Below are 16,889 nucleotides of genomic sequence, written 5' to 3'. Positions count from 1 at the left end.
GAATTCACAGAGATTCACTGAGGTGTGTTTATAAATCGTTTAATTCCGTTTTTTAAAAGTTTGGTATGGAAGTTTATTAATAATCCTAATGGATAATTCCCTAATTTCATATAAGTCAATATTTGTGCAAAATGGACATCACTAAAAGTTTCAACAGTTTTAAGCTCTACCACAATTTTGTTCTCGACTAACAAGTCGATTCTATAGCCATGATCTAATTTTATATCCTTATATATTATAGGAAGTGCAATTTCTTTAGAGGTACTTAAGCCTAAACGTTTTAACTCAAAAAGTAAACATTCCTGATATGCAGATTCTAATAATCCAGGACCCAAGGCTCGATGCACTTCAATAGCAGCCCCTATAATTTTTTCAGTAAGATTATTTTTCATTAATTTTCTCTGTGTATCTCAGTGAGCCTCCGCGTATCTCTGCGTATAACTTATAAGACTAAAGCCTTTTGTCTAAACTCGTCTTCTTCAGTGCTCACAATTCCTAAAGCTTCATGTACATAAGCAAACGTTGATAGTATTTCGGGTTTCCCATTTACAAGTGCCACATCATGCTCAAAATGAACACTAGGCTTACCATCTTGAGTAACAATAGTCCAACCGTCTTTTAATTGTCTTACTTTATGAGTACCTCCATTTATCATAGGTTCTATGGCAACGACCATACCTTCAATGAATTTCTTACCACGACCACGTTTACCGTAATTTGGCATTTCTGGATCTTCATGCATCTTTTTACCTAGTCCATGCCCAACTAATTCGCGAACAACGCCATAACCATGATCTTCACAATATTTTTGTATAGCATAGCCAACATCACCAACACGATTATTTGCTTTAAACTCTCTAATACCAACATAAAGAGATTCTTTAGTTATTTGTATAAGCTTTTTTGTTTCAGGGTCTACATCACCAATTTCAAAAGTATATGCATGATCTCCGTAAAACTCGTTCATTAATGCACCACAGTCAATAGAAACAATGTCGCCATCTTTTAAAGGGGTGTTTGTTGGTAAACCATGTACTACAGCCTCGTTTACGCTACAAAGTAAGGTTGAAGGACAGTCGTACAACCCTAAAAACCCTGGTAAAGCCCCTTGATCTCTTATAAATTCTTCAGCAAGCTTATCTAGTTGCATGGTGGAAACCCCTTCCTTAACTTCTTTGGCAAGCATGCCAAGCGTTTTTGAAACTATTAATGCACTTTGACGCATTAACTCTATTTCTTCTTTTGTTTTTACTACAATCATGTCTAAAAAAATAATGGCAAAGATACTTAAAATTAAGTATTAATATTTTTAATGATAACATGACTTTTGACATTTTTTAAAAGGGTAGAAATGAATAAATTTATGTACTAAATTAAATTGAGATGTATAAGATTGTTAGTGCTGAAGATGCCGTAAAAGTAATTAACAGTAACAATAGGGTTTATGTACAAGCAGCAGCTGCAGCTCCACAATTGTTAATGAATGCCATGACGGAACGCCATGAGGAATTAAGAAATGTTGAGGTTTGTCATCTACATGTAGAAGGCGAGACAGGTTATGCTAACCCGAAACTTAGTGATAGTTTTCATGTGAATTCGTTTTTTATTGGAAATAATGTGCGGCATACATTAACTGCCGGTAACGGATCTTATACTCCTGTTTTTTTAAGTGAATTACCATTATTGTTTAAGAGAAATATCTTACCGTTGGATGTCGCGTTAATTCATGTATCTGTTCCAGATAAACATGGGTATTGTTCGTTGGGTGTTTCGGTTGAAGCTAGTTTGGCTGCTATAGATAATGCAAAAATTGTCATTGCTCAAGTAAATGAACAAATGCCAAGAACCCATGGAGATGGTATTATTCATATTACTGAGATAGATTTATTTGTTGAATGTAACGAACCTATACCTGCCCATGCGTATGGAAATCCATCGGCTATTGAAAATAAAATAGGCGACTATGTAGCTAGTTTAATTGAAGATAAAAGCACACTGCAAATGGGAATAGGAACAATTCCTAATGCTGTATTATCGCGCTTGACAAATCATAAAGATTTAGGGTTGCATACAGAAATGTTTTCTGATGGGGTCATTGATTTAATTTTAAAAGATGTAATTAATGGAAACTTTAAAGGTGTTAACCCCGGACGTGCATTGGCAACATTTTTAATTGGTTCTAAAAGGTTGTATGATTATGTAGATGACAACCCTTTTGTTGAAATGCGTGCTTCAGATTATGTGAATGACGTGTCTGTTATTAAACAAAACCCTAGGATGGTTGCCATTAACTCTGCTATTGAGATAGATTTAACAGGACAAGTTTGCGCGGATTCTATTGGAGCTAAAATGTATTCGGGAGTAGGAGGACAAATGGATTACATTAGAGGCGCATCTTTAAGCCACGGAGGGAAAGCTATTATAGCATTGCCTTCAATTACAAAAAAGGGTGTTAGTAGAATCGTTCCGTCTTTAAAACCAGGCGCTGGTGTTGTTACTACCAGAGCACATGTGCACCATGTTGTTACAGAATATGGAATAGCTAATTTATATGGAAAAACGATTCAGGAAAGAGTGAAAGCTTTGGTAGACATAGCACATCCAGATCATAGAGAATATATTAATAAGACGTATTATGAACTCATTTAAAAAGCGCTATTTTAGAAAGCCGAAAAAACCTTTCTTTTTTTCTATTTCAGGAGGTTTGGTATTTGTGAGTAGTTGATATATTTCTCCCCAACCTAAGAAACCTCCTATATTTCTATCATCAATAAATAAGTCAGCATTAATTTTTCTGCTAACGTCGTCAGTGTATTTCTCTTCAGGAAAGCTATTATTTACAGCATAAAAAACAATCCCATTATCCTCACAAAACTTGACGGCTTCTTTTAATCTTTCACCAGATCTGTAAGTCCATAAAATAAGGCGATGTCCGTCATCTTGTAACTGTTTTAAAGTTTCAAAAGCAAACAATATGGGTTTTCCTATTTTAGGATATGCGTCCTCAACAATAGTTCCATCAAAATCGATTGCAATAATAAGTTGGTTATTAAAATTCATTATAAGTTATAAACTCGGGTTTATAACAAAAGTACAACAATTTATTTTTTACTTATTTAAACCAAGGCATGCTGGGTCATAGATTCCGGTTGCTCAACACCTATGAGTTTTAAAATAGTAGGTGCCATGTCTCCTAAAATACCATCTTTGATCGTTTTTAATTCATTATCAATTAAAATAACAGGAACAGGATTTGTTGTGTGTGCTGTATTAGGTGAACCATCAGGATTTATCATAGTTTCACAATTTCCATGATCGGCTATAAGTAATGTAGAATAGCCATTCTCTAAAGCTGTTGTAATAACATCTTCAACACATGTGTCTACCGCTTCACACGCCTTTATGGCAGCTTCCATAACTCCTGTATGGCCTACCATATCACCGTTTGCAAAATTTAAACAAACAAAATCTACATCTCCTTTTTGAAGCTCTGGAATTAATGCATCACGTAATTCGTAAGCACTCATTTCTGGTTTTAAATCGTATGTGGCTACTTTTGGGGAGTTTCTTAAAATACGTGTTTCACCATTAAAAGGTTCTTCACGTCCGCCCGAGAAAAAGAAAGTAACGTGTGGATATTTCTCCGTTTCAGCAATACGAATTTGCTTTTTATTATGTTTTTCTAAAACCTCACCTAGAGTTTCAGATAAATTGTCTTTATTGAATATAACATTTACATTTTTGTAAGTTTCATCATAATTTGTAAGTGTTACATAATGCAAATCCAATTTGTGCATATTTTGCTCGTGGAAATCTGTTTGAGATAAAGCTTCGGTTAATTCTCTACCACGATCTGTTCTAAAGTTAAAGAAGATAACAACATCACCTTCTTTTATACTAGCCTGAGGATTACCAGATTCATCAACCATAATAATAGGCTTAATAAATTCATCGGTAATATCATTTTTATAGCTTTTTTGAATAGTCTCGGTTACGTTGGTAGATTTTTCACCAACACTATGAACTAATGCATCATAAGCTAATTTTACACGTTCCCAGCGTTTATCTCTATCCATGGCATAATAACGACCAGTAACAGAGGCTAATTTGCCATTCGTTTTTTCTAAATGACTTTCCAATTCTGTAAGAAAGCCATACCCCGATTTTGGGTCTACATCACGTCCGTCTGTAAAGGCGTGTACAAAGGTTTTAGTTAAACCAAAGTCATTAGCAGCATCCAACAGGCCGAATAAATGGTTGATATGGGAATGCACACCACCATCACTTAATAATCCTAAAAAATGGACATCTTTATTATTGGTTTTTGCATAGTTAAACGCATCTACCAATACTTTTTCGTTATTTAATGTTTTGTTCTTTACAGCTAAATTGACTTTTACTAAGTCTTGGTAAACAATGCGACCAGCTCCAAGGTTCATATGTCCAACTTCACTATTTCCCATTTGACCCTCTGGTAAACCAACATGTAACCCATCAGTCCTTAATGTAGCAAAAGGATATTTTTTATAAAGAGAATCTATAAAAGGGGTGTTTGCATGATCGATAGCAGAAACTTTAGGGTCTGGAGAATTACCCCAACCATCAAGTATCATTAAGATAACTTTTTTGTTCATTTTTCTTAAAATTTAATATGAAACAAAGATAAAGAAGTTAAATATAAAGAACGTGCAAATAGCCTTTTAAATACTAGATTTTTTAAGGCTTTTTTGGGGTTTTTAAAAAAAGAATCGTTCAGTTAATTATTTGTGAAAAAAAAGTTAAAAATGTGTTATTTATTATTTTTTATGTAACAGTTTGAATTTAATATCGTCTCTTTAGTATATCAAAAACAATCATTAATCAAAATTAAATCATTCATCATGAAAAAATCAGTCATTATCACCGCCATTGCATTATGTTTCTCTATTGTAACTGTTAATGCTAAAACTATTACAGAAAACACTAACACTACAAATGTAGAATTTGTGTTTAAAGTGAACTCATTTTGTGTTTCAATCGCTAAAGGAGATTTAGAAACAGTACAAAAACTTATTGAAAGAGGAGCAGATGTAAATGAAATGTCTAATGGAATGACCCCAGTTATGTATGCTGCAAAATTTAACCGAACTGATATTTTAAAACTTTTAATTGCTAAAGGAGCTAATTTAAAGGCAAAATCTGCTAAAAAAATGACAGCATTAAAATATGCTCAATTGCATGGAGCAAACGATGCAGCTGCCATTATAAAAGAGGCAATAGCAAAATCAAAATCTAAAAGGAAAAAATAATTATAAAATTAATAATTATTTTGAGTTAGTCACTCTCTTAAAAAGCCTTGATTTTCAAGGCTTTTTTTATTGAACTTACATTTATTGATTTTTGTATTTTTCTATAGCGTCTTGAATTTTTTCAATTCTGTTATCTGGGTCCGGATGTGTACTTTGAAATTCAGGTACTCGATTAGGACCAGCAGCAGCTTTTAAAATTTCCATAACACCAATCATTTCTTCTGGGTTATAACCCGCTTTAAGCATAAAAAGCACTCCAAGGTCATCGCTTTCTAATTCATCATCTCTACCATTAGTAAGTAATGTGTTTTGACCAATGCCGCTTATAAGTCCACCCATGTCCGCACCAACAGAACCAGCTGTTGTTAAGCCTTGCCAGTATTCGCTTTCAGCAATTCTTTCTGCACTATGACGACCTAAAACATGTCCGATTTCGTGACCTAAAACCCCTGCTAGTTGATCTTCATTCTCTAATTTTGAAAACAGTGCATACGTTATAAATATTTGGCCACCAGGTAGTGCAAAGGCATTAATTGTGTTAGGGTCTGCCAGTAAATGAAATTCGTATTGGTATGGTGTGTCTTTAGCGATACTATTGTTGACTAATTTATTTCCAACATTATCTACTAAAGCTTGATATTGATTATTTGAATGTAAACCACCGTGTTGTTGTGCCATTTGAGGAGCACTTTGTAGCCCAATAGCAATTTCTTTATCTGGGGTCATAGATATGGTTTGTGTTCTTCCTGTGTACGGATTCACTTCTTGCTGACTACATCTTTTAAAAACAAAGAATAATGCAATGGCGGCACCTATTAATAAACGGAATTTAAGATTTTTTCCTCTCATCTTTTTGAAATTTAATGCAACTAAAAATATGAAATTTTATACATTAAGCTAGTCTAATTGAAATAAATATAAGCCTGAATAAAAACCTGTTATTTATAAGACACTATATTTTTATTAAAAGTCACTATGAACTCATCTTGACTTTTTGTATTTAACCGAAAATGAGATAACATTTGTTCAGATGAGGCTTTTTTTGCAAGGCATAGCAGTGCTAAGCATAATAAAAGTAACAAAATATGAGCGAATTTTAGCCATTTTTTAGGAAATAGAAAAAGCCAAGAGGAGTTCTATAATAATTTGGTAAAATAAAACTAATTTTGAGCATATATTTATAAAGAAGTTCCATGTCCTATACGTTTAAAATTATAGAAAAAGAAAGGATAAATGATGTTATTCCTTTAGTACAAAAATTAAATGAAGATAAAATTCCTTATGCCATTTTAGAACAGCGTTTTTCTGAGATGATTACTCAAAATTATGAATGTGCAGTAATATATGATGATGATAAATTAATAGGGGTTACAGGTTTGTGGTTTTGCACGCGACATTATTCCGGAAAGAGTGTAGAACCTGATCATGTTTATATAGATGATGCTTATAGGGGACAAGGTATAGGTAAGCAGTTTTTTCAATGGATATATAATTATGTTTTAGAAAAAGGTTATGAATCTGTAGAATTAAACACGTATGTAAGCAATTATGCTTCTCATAAGTTTTATTATAATGAGGGCTTTAGCATTTTGGGATATCATTTTTTAAAAAAGTTATAATTTTTTCTTGCATAAGACTTATGAGTTTACATATATTTGCAGCTCAATAACGCGGGAGTAGCTCAGTTGGTAGAGCGTCAGCCTTCCAAGCTGAATGTCGCCAGTTCGAACCTGGTCTCCCGCTCTAAAAGCTTCATATTTCTATGGAGCTTTTTTTATTTTAATTGGTTTAATTCTGTTCCAGATTCTACCTCATATGGCACCTTGTCATATTCAAAAACACGTGCAGTTAAATCTCCTTTCAAAATAATAGAATCGTCTTTTACATGCAACCAGCTACCTTCCCGTATACCGATAACAGGTTGGGTATTAAAATTATGAAACTCTTTTATTCTGGTTTCTCTAGTTTCTCCCATATGCTTGCTGCTTTTATCGGGATCCAAATAATGAGGGTTTATATTAAAAGGAACAAACCCTAAAGCTTTAAAACTGGGCGGGTACACTATAGGCATATCGTTAGTTGTATTGATAGTTAAACCACAAATATTACTACCAGCACTTGTCCCTAAGTAAGGCGTTCCGTTTTTTACAACGGTCTGTAAAGTGCTTATTAAATCATTTTTATAAAGTTGGTTAGTTAAAACAAACGTATTACCACCACCAATAAAAATAGCTTTGGCTTTTTTTATAGCTTCAATAGGGTTTTCATAAGTATGAATACCTGTTGCAGTTTTATCGATTTTAGAAAAAGCAGTATTAACAATTTTAGTATATTCATTATGAGATATACCACTTGGTCTAGCGTAAGGAATAAATAAAATATCTTTAATTCCTGTAAAGAAAATAGTCAAATCATCTAAAATATAGTCTAGATAACCGCTTCCATGAATTGTTGAGGTACTCGCAATAATTATGTTTTTCATAATAAATATTTTTCATGGTAAAACTAATATTATAAAACGAAAATTAATATGATGTATAAGAAATTTTTATGGGTTCAAGTATTGAAAAGTCTAATAAAAGTATTAATTTCAATAAAAAATAATATGAAAAAAGCCATTTTCCTTTTTGCATTATTGTCTACAATGCATATGACATCTCAAAATGCTAAGCGTGTTAAGGTTAGCGGAAAGATAATTGTTGAAAGCAATGATATTTCTGGTATTACCATTTATAATGTATCATCAAATAAAGGTGTCATTACTGATGAGAATGGCGAATTTAATTTACGTGTAGCGTTAGACGATTTAATTGAGGTAAGTGCATTACAATACCAAAATCTTAGTTTTAAAGTTAATGAAGCGATTATTAAGTCTAAAAGAATGAAGCTTTTTTTAATTGAAGAAATTTATGAACTAGAGGAGATTGTAGTCCCATCAAACACACTATCAGGAAATATAAATACAGATATACAGAATACCAATTTTTTTCAGCCCAAGTTAGATGCTTTATATTTTGGAATTAAACATAAAGAGGATTTTGATTTTAGGGATGATTACAAGTCCAAAACTAAAAACATTGCAAATACAGAACACTTAGCCATGGTTAACGGACTTAATATAGTAAATGTGGTTGATCAATTATTATTGCCTTTATTTAGATCTGAGGTTCCTGATAAAAAAGAATCTGGTATTCCCGATGTTCCTGTGGAATCAATAAAGTACTATTTTGGATCTGAATTTTTAGTCGATAATTTTAATATTCCAAACCATCGAGTAGAAGAGTTTATAAGGTTTGTTGAACGTAAGGGTTTTGATTTTTCCTTGCTTAATTATGGAAAAGAAATGGAATTTCTTGAATTGTTGAACCAAAAAAGTATTGAGTTTTTAGGTTTGAATAAGAAAACACCATAAACCTCTTCAAGTTTTAAGTTGTGTTTTAACAAAAGTTTAGAACGGTTTTTAAATTTATTTAAGAATTGAAAGGCGTTCTTTATACTTTAATTTCATCATCTTGAAGCGAGCATTAACATCATCTGTATTTATTTTTTTATCACTTAACCTAAGCGGTCAATCCATTAACAGAACAAAAATAAAAGGCGTACTGCTTTCTGCTACTAATGATTTAGAAGCAGTTACCATCTTCAACACATCATCAAGTAAAGGCACTATTACTAATGAGAAGGGAGAATTTGTTATTGAAGTGGCATTACAAGATGTTATTGAAATTTCAGCATTGCAATTTCAAACGGTTTCTATTACAGTAGATGCTGATGTTGTTAAAGCAAAACAGTTAAAAATACAATTGGTTGAGCAAGTTAACCAATTAGATGCTGTTGTACTTTCGTCAGGTCTTACAGGAAATATATTGGCAGATGTGAGTCATGTTAAGACTGTTGACCCCATACGTATTAATATGGGGAATATGAACGGTGCTTTTGAATATAATGATGTTAAGGCATTTGATAATGCGGTTGTTGGGAATCATTTAAAGTCTGTAATCAATCCAGAAGCGCGCGATTATCTTCCTGATGTCGGGAAAATTTTTAAATTATTGTTTAAAAAAAAATTACCTCTCACACAAAACTTATTTAAAGGAAAAGAAGAAGAAAAACCAGAACCAGAACCTAAAGATTTATTGGAGGTTTACAATCATAAATATTTAAGCGAAACCTTAAGTATACCAGTGGAAGATATAGCAGCTTTCGTTGCCTTTGTAAATGAGAAAGGCATAGAACCAAAACTCTTTAAGAGTGAAAATGAAATACATCTTATTGAGTTTTTAGTAAAGCAAAGTAAATTGTTTTTAAAGCGCTAAGATGTTAAAAACTAGTTTTGTAATGGGCTTTATTTTGTTTTCTTTTCAAACAATGTCCTCGCAATCAATTAAAATATTAGGAAAAATTAAAAGCAAATCTGGAATTGAGAATATTCATGTAATTAATAAAACATCTCAAGTTTTCACCATAACGAATAAAAAAGGTGAGTTTGTAATTAATGTTGCTTTGAATGATTCGTTGGTGTTTTCATCAATTCAACATAAATTAAAAGAAATAGTTATATCTAAAGATCATATTTCTGATAAAACAATTCTGGTGACATTAGATGAGCATATTAATGAACTTGATGAGGTTATAGTAGGTAAGGTTTTAACAGGAAATTTGCTTAAAGATATAGCTAATGTAGAAGGAGACCCGCCTATAAATTTTTTTGATGTAGGAATACCGGGTTACACAGGGAGAATAGCCACGCAAAGTGAACGCCGTTTAAGTGAAGCCGGTGAATTTAAACCAGAAATGTTACTAGGGCTATTAGGAGGAGGTGTGCCTTTAAACCCCATATTAAACGGTATTTCAGGAAGAACTAAAATGCTGAAAAAACGCGTGAATATTGAAACAAAAGAAGCACTAATGAATACTGTAAAAGTAAGGTTGTCCAAGGATTTTTTCGCTTCCAATCCGTTAGATGAAGATTTAAGAAGAGACTTTTTCTATTTCTGTGCAGACGATGAAAATTTTGTTAAAAACTGTAAAAAGAAAACCGATTTTGAGATATTAATCTTTTTAAGGCATAAGTATAAACAGTATCTGAAAAATTTAGAGATAAATAAGGACTAAGCCTTTTTGGAATGCTTTTTGAAACATGTATTATAAAATTATACTCACGGTTATAGAAAAAGTCAAGATGAGTTCATTGAAAAAATAACATGCGTAAGCTAATGAAACATCAAAATAATTACTTTAGCAAAAAATATATAGATGAAGTTTATTAAGCCTTTCTTGTTTTTTTTAATCATACCGCTATTTGCATTTGCTAGCTTACACAAATATTATGTAAGTGTGACTCAAATTGATTTCATTAAAGAGAAACAATCTGTACAAATAATTACCAGGGTTTTTATTGACGATTATGAAAGCCTGTTACGTAATCGTTATGACAAGTCTATTACTTTAGCAATTAAGGACGAACCAAAAACTATCGATATTTATATAGAAAAATACCTAAATGAAAGCATAAAAATTAAGATTAATAATAAAGAAGCCAATCTTATTTTTATAGGTAAAGAATACGACCAGGATATTATACGTTGCTATTTAGAAATAGAAGGTGTTACACATATTGAGTCTTTTGAAATTAGTAACAAAACATTATTCGATTTATTTGAAGATCAGCAGAACATTATAAAAACAAAAATAAACTCCAAACAAAAAAGTTTTATACTTACTCCTAAAAAGGATAATGCACTGTTAAAGTTTAATTAAAAATAAGTTAAAACCTTTCCGAATTAATTATTTTCGAACGTTTTTTGTAATAATAAACGAATTATTATCGCCTAAACGCACGATTTTTTAAAAAAAATATAAAAATTGATAATGAAAAAACTTAAGTATTATTTCCTTTCAGTGGTTTTTATTTCTACTAGCATTTTTGCACAAAATCAAGAAAAAGTAAAACCTCAAGGTCATACAGATCAGAATAAATTTAGGCAAATGAAAGATGTGTTGCCTACACCAAGTAATACTAGAACAGCTTCTGGTGCACCTGGTCACGAATATACACAACAGAAAGTAGATTATATAATGGATATTCGTTTAGATGAATCTAAAAATCAGATTTTTGGGAACGAAAAAATAACCTATCATAACAATTCCAAAGACTATTTAGAGTATTTATGGATACAGCTTGACCAAAATATGAGAGCTAAAGATTCCAAAACTCCAGATGTAAAATCAGATAACTTTAATGGTGCTTTTAATGGGCCTGTTAGTTTTGCTAAAGCAAATTTAAAAAAACGTTTTGATGGAGGTTTTAATATTGAGGAAGTAAAAAACTCAGATGGTTCAGATTTATCTTTTATGATAAACCGAACAATGATGCGAATTAATTTACCAAAAGCATTAGCGCCTGGAGATACATTTAAGTTTCAAATAAAATGGTGGTATAATGTAAATAACCACATTATAGAAGGTGGACGATCTGGATATGAAGCATTCCCTGATGGAAATAATACCTATGTAATTGCTCAATTCTATCCAAGACTTTGCGTTTATGATAATGTTGAAGGTTGGCAAAATATGCAGTTCTGGGGACGCAGTGAGTTTGCTTTAGAGTTTGGAGATTTCGATGTTAAATTAACAGTTCCAGCTGATCATAAATTAGAGGCGACAGGAGTATTGCAGAATGAAAAGGATGTTTTGACAAAACAGCAGCTAAAGCGTTTTGAACAGGCTAAAAAATCATTTAAAGATCCTGTTTTTATTGTTACGCAAGAAGAGGCCGAAAAGGCTGAAAAAGTAAGAAGTACAAAAACTAAGACATGGCACTTTAGAGCAAAGAACGTAAGAGATTTTGCTTTTGCAACGTCGAGAAAGTTTTTATGGGATGCTATGGCTGTAGATATAAATGGAAGATCTGTAATGGCCATTTCATTATATTCTAAAGAAGGAAACCCACTTTGGGAAGAACACTCAACAAGAGTTGTTGCCAACACATTAGAAGAATATTCTAAGCTAACTTTTGATTACCCATATAATAAAGCCGTTTCTGTACATGCACAAATGGGAATGGAGTACCCCATGATTTGTTTTAACTATGGGAGACCAAACCCTGATGGAACTTATTCAGAAAGACTTAAAAGAGGTATGATAGGTGTAATTACTCATGAAGTTGGTCATAATTTTTTTCCAATGATCGTGAATAGTGATGAGCGACAATGGACATGGATGGATGAAGGTTTAAACTCGTTTGTAGAAACATTAGCAGAATTAGATTATGATCCTAACTTTTTTACAGGCAACCTACCTAAGGATATGGTGACGTATATGGGAGGAGATCAAAGTTATATTTCCCCTATTATGTCTCAAGGAGATTATGTGCATCAATTTGGGCCTAATGCTTATGCTAAACCTGCAGCTGGGTTATATATGCTAAGACATACCATTATGGGGCCAGAGCTATTTGATTATGCTTTTAGAACCTATTCTAAAAGATGGATGTTTAAACACCCAACGCCTGCAGATTTCTTTAGAACCATGGAAGACGCATCTGCAATGGATTTAGATTGGTTTTGGAGAGGATGGTTCTATACTACAGATTATACAGACATAGGTGTTAAGCAAGTTAAGAGTTATTATTTAACAGATAAGCCAACTGATAAAGCCAAAGAAGCCGCCAAACTGAATAATTTAAATCTTGATGATTATAAAGGTAAGTTAGTTTATTATGCAGAAGCGGAAGAAGGAAAGGTTCCCGAAAATGCTAAGAATGTTTCAGATTTTACTGCTATAAATGATTATTTGAATAGTTTAAGTGATGAAGAAAAGAAAGCACAGATGACTGATGCAGAAGCTCCAAAATATTTTTACGAAGTTACTTTTGAAAAACCTGGAGGATTGGTAATGCCAATAATTTTAGAATTAACCTATGCCGACGGTACTAAAGAGAGAAAAACATATCCAGCGCAGATATGGAGGTATAATGAACATGAAGTAAAGAAGGTTCTTAGAACTCAAAAGGCTATAACGAATATAGTGGTAGATCCCGATTTAGAAACTGCCGATGTAGATCTTTCAAATAATTCATGGCCTAAAAAAGTAGAACAAAGTGATTTTGACCAATTTAAAGACAAGGTTAAAGGATAAAAAAAATATTTAAGTTAAAAGCCGATTTTTACAATCGGCTTTTTTTTATTCTAACAAAACAACTTAGTATATTTGCGTTGTGATACAACAAGCTACATTTTTATTTATCAGTGGTGCAGAAATAGCATTTATCCTATTTATTGTTATCATGGTCTTTGGTGCAGATAAATTACCGGAAATTGCCCGTGGATTAGGAAAAGGAATGCGTACTCTCAAAGATGCTACTAATGATATTAAGCATGAGATTACTAAAACTGCGGAAAAGAATGGTCTTGACACAAGTATTACAGACGATGTTAAGAAAGAACTTAACAAAGTTAAAGATGATTTAGATGATTTTACAGGCTCAGTAAAACGTAAATTTTAATATTTTTGTAGGTTTTTATGTCGACTATTTTACCGTTAACGTTTTAATAATGTTTTCAACGAGTATTTTTATTTTCTATTAAAGATAAAAATATATTGCAAATCCAAATCTAACCTTAAATACTAACCAAAATGAAAACAAGCCTACTTGTATGTTTTCTTTGTGCTATCAATCTGTCTTTCTCTCAAGACGATAAACACATGATTTTCTATATTGATAGTTTAAACTCTGATGCTTTAAGTTTCTACGATAATAATAAGATTATACCTGCTTTATCTTCAATCAATGAATCTAAAAGACTGTCATCGTTAATTAATGATATTTATGGTAATGCATTAGCTAATTTTATTCAAGGGCAAATTTATAGCTCTATAGAGGAATATGACGCAGCTGAGAGTAGATTTATTAATTCACTTAATTCTTCATTAGAAATTGATGATAATTATTTAATAGCAAAGTCATATTTAAACTTAGGCAAATTATATAGACGAAAAAAATCATTTTACGAGGTAAATTCTTATTTTCAGAATGCTTTACGATATGCTTCATTGGGTAACGTTAAGGACCATAACAATCTTGATAAGCAACAGAACGTTTTATTTGATATTCAAATTAATTTAAGTCAAATATGCTTAGAAAATGACTTAACTGAAAAAGCATTAATATATCTTTTAAGAGCGGAAGGTAATATATATAATTATAGTGCAGATGCTAATGATTATGCGTATTTAAGGTATACTCAAGGATTGTATTTTATTTCCAAAGAATTGTTTAACAGTGCAAATAAAAAATTTAATGAAGCATTAACATTTTTAGAAGTAAGCGATAAAGAAAATAGAGAATATTATAATTCGCTTTTACTTGATGTTTATGAAAAAATAGCCCTGTCTTTAAATAAACAAGATTTAGATGAACAAGCTTATATAGCACTTCAGAAGTATAATGATTATGTGTATGTTCATACAGATAAGGTGATGTCTGAACGAAAGTCAATTGTAAAATCAAAATTACTTATTGAAGATTATAAAAAGGATGCACAAATAGCAAATACAGAACGAATACAACAAGTTGAAATTACTAATAAGGTCAAAAACTTAAATATTATTATTTCAATAGCCTTATTCCTATTTATCGTATCGTTAATTGCGGTTTATAAAAGTTACGTTTCTAAAAGAAAGTTGACTAATATATTAAAAGACCGGAATGAGGAATTGGAAATTGCCAGAAACGAAGCTGTAAAAACATCAGAGTTAAAATCTAAATTTATATCAAATGTAACACATGAGCTAAGAACACCTCTTTATGGTGTTGTTGGTATAACGTCATTACTTCTTGAAAACAACGATTTAAGAGAAAGTGATGCCAAACTTATAAATTCACTAAAATACTCAGGAGACTATCTGTTAAATCTTATAAATGATATTTTACAAGTAAGTAAAATTGAATCACAAAAAATAGAATTAAAAAATACTTCAGTTAATTTAAAAAAATTAATAAAGAATATTGTTGATTCTTTTGATTTCAGATTAAGAGAAACAAATAATAAAATTAATTTTTTAATAGATCAACGGCTACCAGAGTACATAAAATGTGATAATGTAAGATTATCTCAAATTTTAATTAATTTAATTGGAAACAGCATAAAATTTACCGAGAACGGACGTATTGATTTAAGGGTGAAAATGATAAGTGTAAATACTAATGAAGTTAATATTCGTTTTGAAATAGAGGATGATGGTTGTGGTATTCCGAAGCATAAATTTGATACTGTTTTTGATAATTTCTCTCAATTGGATGAAAATAATAATATTAACTATCAAGGAACAGGTTTAGGGCTTTCCATTACCAAAAAACTAGTTGAGTTGTTTGATAGTAAAATTGAACTAGAAAGTGAAGTAGGAGTTGGTAGCGTGTTTAGTTTTAATATAACTTTTAATATAGACGAAGCCGAAGTAGAAAAAAGTAAACTAAAATCTAAAAATGAATTAGAATTAAAATCCTTAAATAAAACGTATAAGATTTTAATAGTAGAAGATAATAAGATCAATCAAGTAGTTACACAAAACTTATTGAAAAAGGCTAATTACGAATCTGTTATTGTTAATAATGGTTTAGAGGCTTTAAACATCGTTAAGGCCAATAAGTTTGATCTTATTTTAATGGATATTAATATGCCTATAATGAACGGTAAAGAAGCCACTCGTTACATCAGGGAATTTGATACTCAAATCCCTATTATAGCGCTAACGGCATCTGATGTTGATAGTATAAAAAAGGATTGTGATGATGATGGTATTAGTTTTAACGATATTATTTATAAACCGTTTGATACGTATGAGTTTTACCAAATCATTGAAACAAACATTCAACTTAGCAAAACATGCAAATTACCTGATAATGATGGTCAGCTAAAGTCTTTATTAGCTGTATAATCAGATAAGTTATTTAGCAAACCTTTCTACTAATCGTCAATCCATCTCTAATAGGCAAAACAACAGTTTCAACCCTATTATCGTTTTTTAAAAGTACATTATATTCTAATAATGCTTTTGTAGAGGAGTCATCAGGTTTTAAGTCTTCAAGTATTTTACCACTCCAAAGTACATTATCTGATAAAATAATACCCCCAGAATTTAGTTTGTCAATGACAATATTAAAGTAATTGGGGTAATTTTCTTTATCAGCATCGATAAAAACCAAATCAAAAGTTGTATCCAGAGTTGGTATAATTTCTAAAGCATTTCCTATATGTTGAAAAATTTGATGACCATAATTTGATTTATCAAAATACTTTCGTTGAAAATCGGCTAATTCTTCATTGATATCTATAGTGTGTAATGCTCCAGAAGCTTGCATACCTTCAGCCAGACATAATGCAGAATAACCCGTATAAGTGCCTATTTCTAAAATGTTTTTTGGGTTCACTAATTTAGAAATCATGCTTAATACACGTCCTTGATAGTGTCCACTAAGCATGCGCGGTTGCAGTATTTTTTGATAGGTTTCTCTACCTAGTTGTTGCAATAATTCCGGTTCATTTTCAGAATGCTTAACAACATAATCGTCTAATTCTTCAGGTATAAAATGCATGAATA

Annotated in this window: 17 protein-coding genes and 1 tRNA gene; 11 read left to right on the top strand and 7 right to left on the bottom strand. The window is 31.4% G+C overall.

Annotation, left to right across the window (positions count from 1 at the left end):
• Nucleotides 1–14: 14 nt before the first annotated feature.
• On the bottom strand, nt 15–392 hold the full coding sequence (locus Q4Q34_RS02675; RefSeq protein ID WP_303317089.1) for a GxxExxY protein: 378 nt from the start codon (nt 390–392) through the stop codon (nt 15–17).
• A gap of 50 nt (nt 393–442) precedes the next feature.
• Nucleotides 443–1,261, bottom strand: coding sequence for a type I methionyl aminopeptidase (gene map / locus Q4Q34_RS02670; protein ID WP_303317090.1), 819 nt, complete (start codon nt 1,259–1,261; stop codon nt 443–445).
• Nucleotides 1,262–1,383: 122 nt separating this feature from the next.
• Between map and Q4Q34_RS02665 the strand changes: the two genes are divergently transcribed.
• On the top strand, nt 1,384–2,649 hold the full coding sequence (locus Q4Q34_RS02665) for an acetyl-CoA hydrolase/transferase family protein (protein ID WP_303317091.1): 1,266 nt from the start codon (nt 1,384–1,386) through the stop codon (nt 2,647–2,649).
• A gap of 6 nt (nt 2,650–2,655) precedes the next feature.
• On the opposite strand, the gene Q4Q34_RS02660 is transcribed toward Q4Q34_RS02665, so the two are convergent.
• Both Q4Q34_RS02660 and gpmI read right to left on the bottom strand, forming a co-directional pair.
• Nucleotides 2,656–3,060 carry a BT0820 family HAD-type phosphatase gene (locus Q4Q34_RS02660; RefSeq protein WP_303317092.1) on the bottom strand — a complete coding sequence of 135 codons (405 nt, stop codon included), beginning with the start codon at nt 3,058–3,060 and terminating at the stop codon, nt 2,656–2,658.
• Between the two features lie 56 nt (nt 3,061–3,116).
• The gene (gene gpmI, locus Q4Q34_RS02655; protein WP_303317093.1) at nt 3,117–4,634 is read right to left on the bottom strand and encodes a 2,3-bisphosphoglycerate-independent phosphoglycerate mutase; all 1,518 of its coding nucleotides are present in this window, start codon (nt 4,632–4,634) and stop codon (nt 3,117–3,119) included.
• Nucleotides 4,635–4,880: 246 nt separating this feature from the next.
• Between gpmI and Q4Q34_RS02650 the strand changes: the two genes are divergently transcribed.
• Nucleotides 4,881–5,288: an ankyrin repeat domain-containing protein gene (locus tag Q4Q34_RS02650; protein WP_303317094.1), complete on the top strand. Its 408-nt coding sequence runs from the start codon at nt 4,881–4,883 to the stop codon at nt 5,286–5,288.
• 81 nt (nt 5,289–5,369) lie between these two features.
• Here Q4Q34_RS02650 and Q4Q34_RS02645 read toward each other — a convergent pair whose 3' ends face one another.
• The gene (locus Q4Q34_RS02645; protein ID WP_303317095.1) at nt 5,370–6,137 is read right to left on the bottom strand and encodes a M48 family metalloprotease; all 768 of its coding nucleotides are present in this window, start codon (nt 6,135–6,137) and stop codon (nt 5,370–5,372) included.
• A gap of 344 nt (nt 6,138–6,481) precedes the next feature.
• Here Q4Q34_RS02645 and Q4Q34_RS02640 point away from each other — a divergent pair, with 344 nt between their 5' ends.
• Entirely contained in the window at nt 6,482–6,907 is a 426-nt protein-coding gene (locus Q4Q34_RS02640; protein WP_303317096.1) for a GNAT family N-acetyltransferase, read from the top strand.
• A gap of 51 nt (nt 6,908–6,958) precedes the next feature.
• Nucleotides 6,959–7,031 (top strand) — tRNA-Gly (locus tag Q4Q34_RS02635).
• 31 nt (nt 7,032–7,062) lie between these two features.
• On the opposite strand, the gene pepE is transcribed toward Q4Q34_RS02635, so the two are convergent.
• Entirely contained in the window at nt 7,063–7,770 is a 708-nt protein-coding gene (gene pepE / locus Q4Q34_RS02630) for a dipeptidase PepE (RefSeq protein WP_303317097.1), read from the bottom strand.
• Nucleotides 7,771–7,893: 123 nt separating this feature from the next.
• On the opposite strand from pepE, the gene Q4Q34_RS02625 reads away from it, so the two are divergent.
• The 7 genes from Q4Q34_RS02625 to Q4Q34_RS02595 all read left to right on the top strand — a co-directional run bounded on the left by Q4Q34_RS02625 (nt 7,894) and on the right by Q4Q34_RS02595 (nt 16,226).
• On the top strand, nt 7,894–8,700 hold the full coding sequence (locus Q4Q34_RS02625) for a carboxypeptidase-like regulatory domain-containing protein (RefSeq protein WP_303317098.1): 807 nt from the start codon (nt 7,894–7,896) through the stop codon (nt 8,698–8,700).
• Between the two features lie 100 nt (nt 8,701–8,800).
• A complete protein-coding gene (locus Q4Q34_RS02620; RefSeq protein WP_303317099.1) occupies nt 8,801–9,604 on the top strand; it encodes a carboxypeptidase-like regulatory domain-containing protein in 804 nt (267 codons plus the stop codon).
• A gap of 52 nt (nt 9,605–9,656) precedes the next feature.
• The gene (locus Q4Q34_RS02615; protein WP_303317100.1) at nt 9,657–10,403 is read left to right on the top strand and encodes a peptidase associated/transthyretin-like domain-containing protein; all 747 of its coding nucleotides are present in this window, start codon (nt 9,657–9,659) and stop codon (nt 10,401–10,403) included.
• Nucleotides 10,404–10,544: 141 nt separating this feature from the next.
• Nucleotides 10,545–11,048 carry a DUF6702 family protein gene (locus tag Q4Q34_RS02610; protein WP_303317101.1) on the top strand — a complete coding sequence of 168 codons (504 nt, stop codon included), beginning with the start codon at nt 10,545–10,547 and terminating at the stop codon, nt 11,046–11,048.
• A 111-nt stretch (nt 11,049–11,159) separates the two neighbouring features.
• Entirely contained in the window at nt 11,160–13,427 is a 2,268-nt protein-coding gene (locus tag Q4Q34_RS02605; protein ID WP_303317102.1) for a M1 family metallopeptidase, read from the top strand.
• A 79-nt stretch (nt 13,428–13,506) separates the two neighbouring features.
• Nucleotides 13,507–13,794, top strand: a complete 288-nt coding sequence (locus Q4Q34_RS02600; RefSeq protein ID WP_303317103.1) for a Sec-independent protein translocase subunit TatA/TatB — start codon at nt 13,507–13,509, stop codon at nt 13,792–13,794.
• A gap of 131 nt (nt 13,795–13,925) precedes the next feature.
• On the top strand, nt 13,926–16,226 hold the full coding sequence (locus tag Q4Q34_RS02595) for an ATP-binding protein (protein ID WP_303317104.1): 2,301 nt from the start codon (nt 13,926–13,928) through the stop codon (nt 16,224–16,226).
• 13 nt (nt 16,227–16,239) lie between these two features.
• Here the strand turns inward: Q4Q34_RS02595 and Q4Q34_RS02590 are convergent, their stop codons facing one another.
• Nucleotides 16,240–16,884 carry an O-methyltransferase gene (locus tag Q4Q34_RS02590; protein WP_303317105.1) on the bottom strand — a complete coding sequence of 215 codons (645 nt, stop codon included), beginning with the start codon at nt 16,882–16,884 and terminating at the stop codon, nt 16,240–16,242.
• Nucleotides 16,885–16,889: the final 5 nt, after the last annotated feature.

Origin of the sequence: Flavivirga abyssicola, from assembly GCF_030540775.2 — a bacterium.
In the GTDB taxonomy this organism is placed as follows: domain Bacteria; phylum Bacteroidota; class Bacteroidia; order Flavobacteriales; family Flavobacteriaceae; genus Flavivirga; species Flavivirga abyssicola.
The sequence above is the reverse complement of the archived record's forward strand: the minus strand, read 5'-3'. Positions and strand labels throughout refer to the sequence as shown.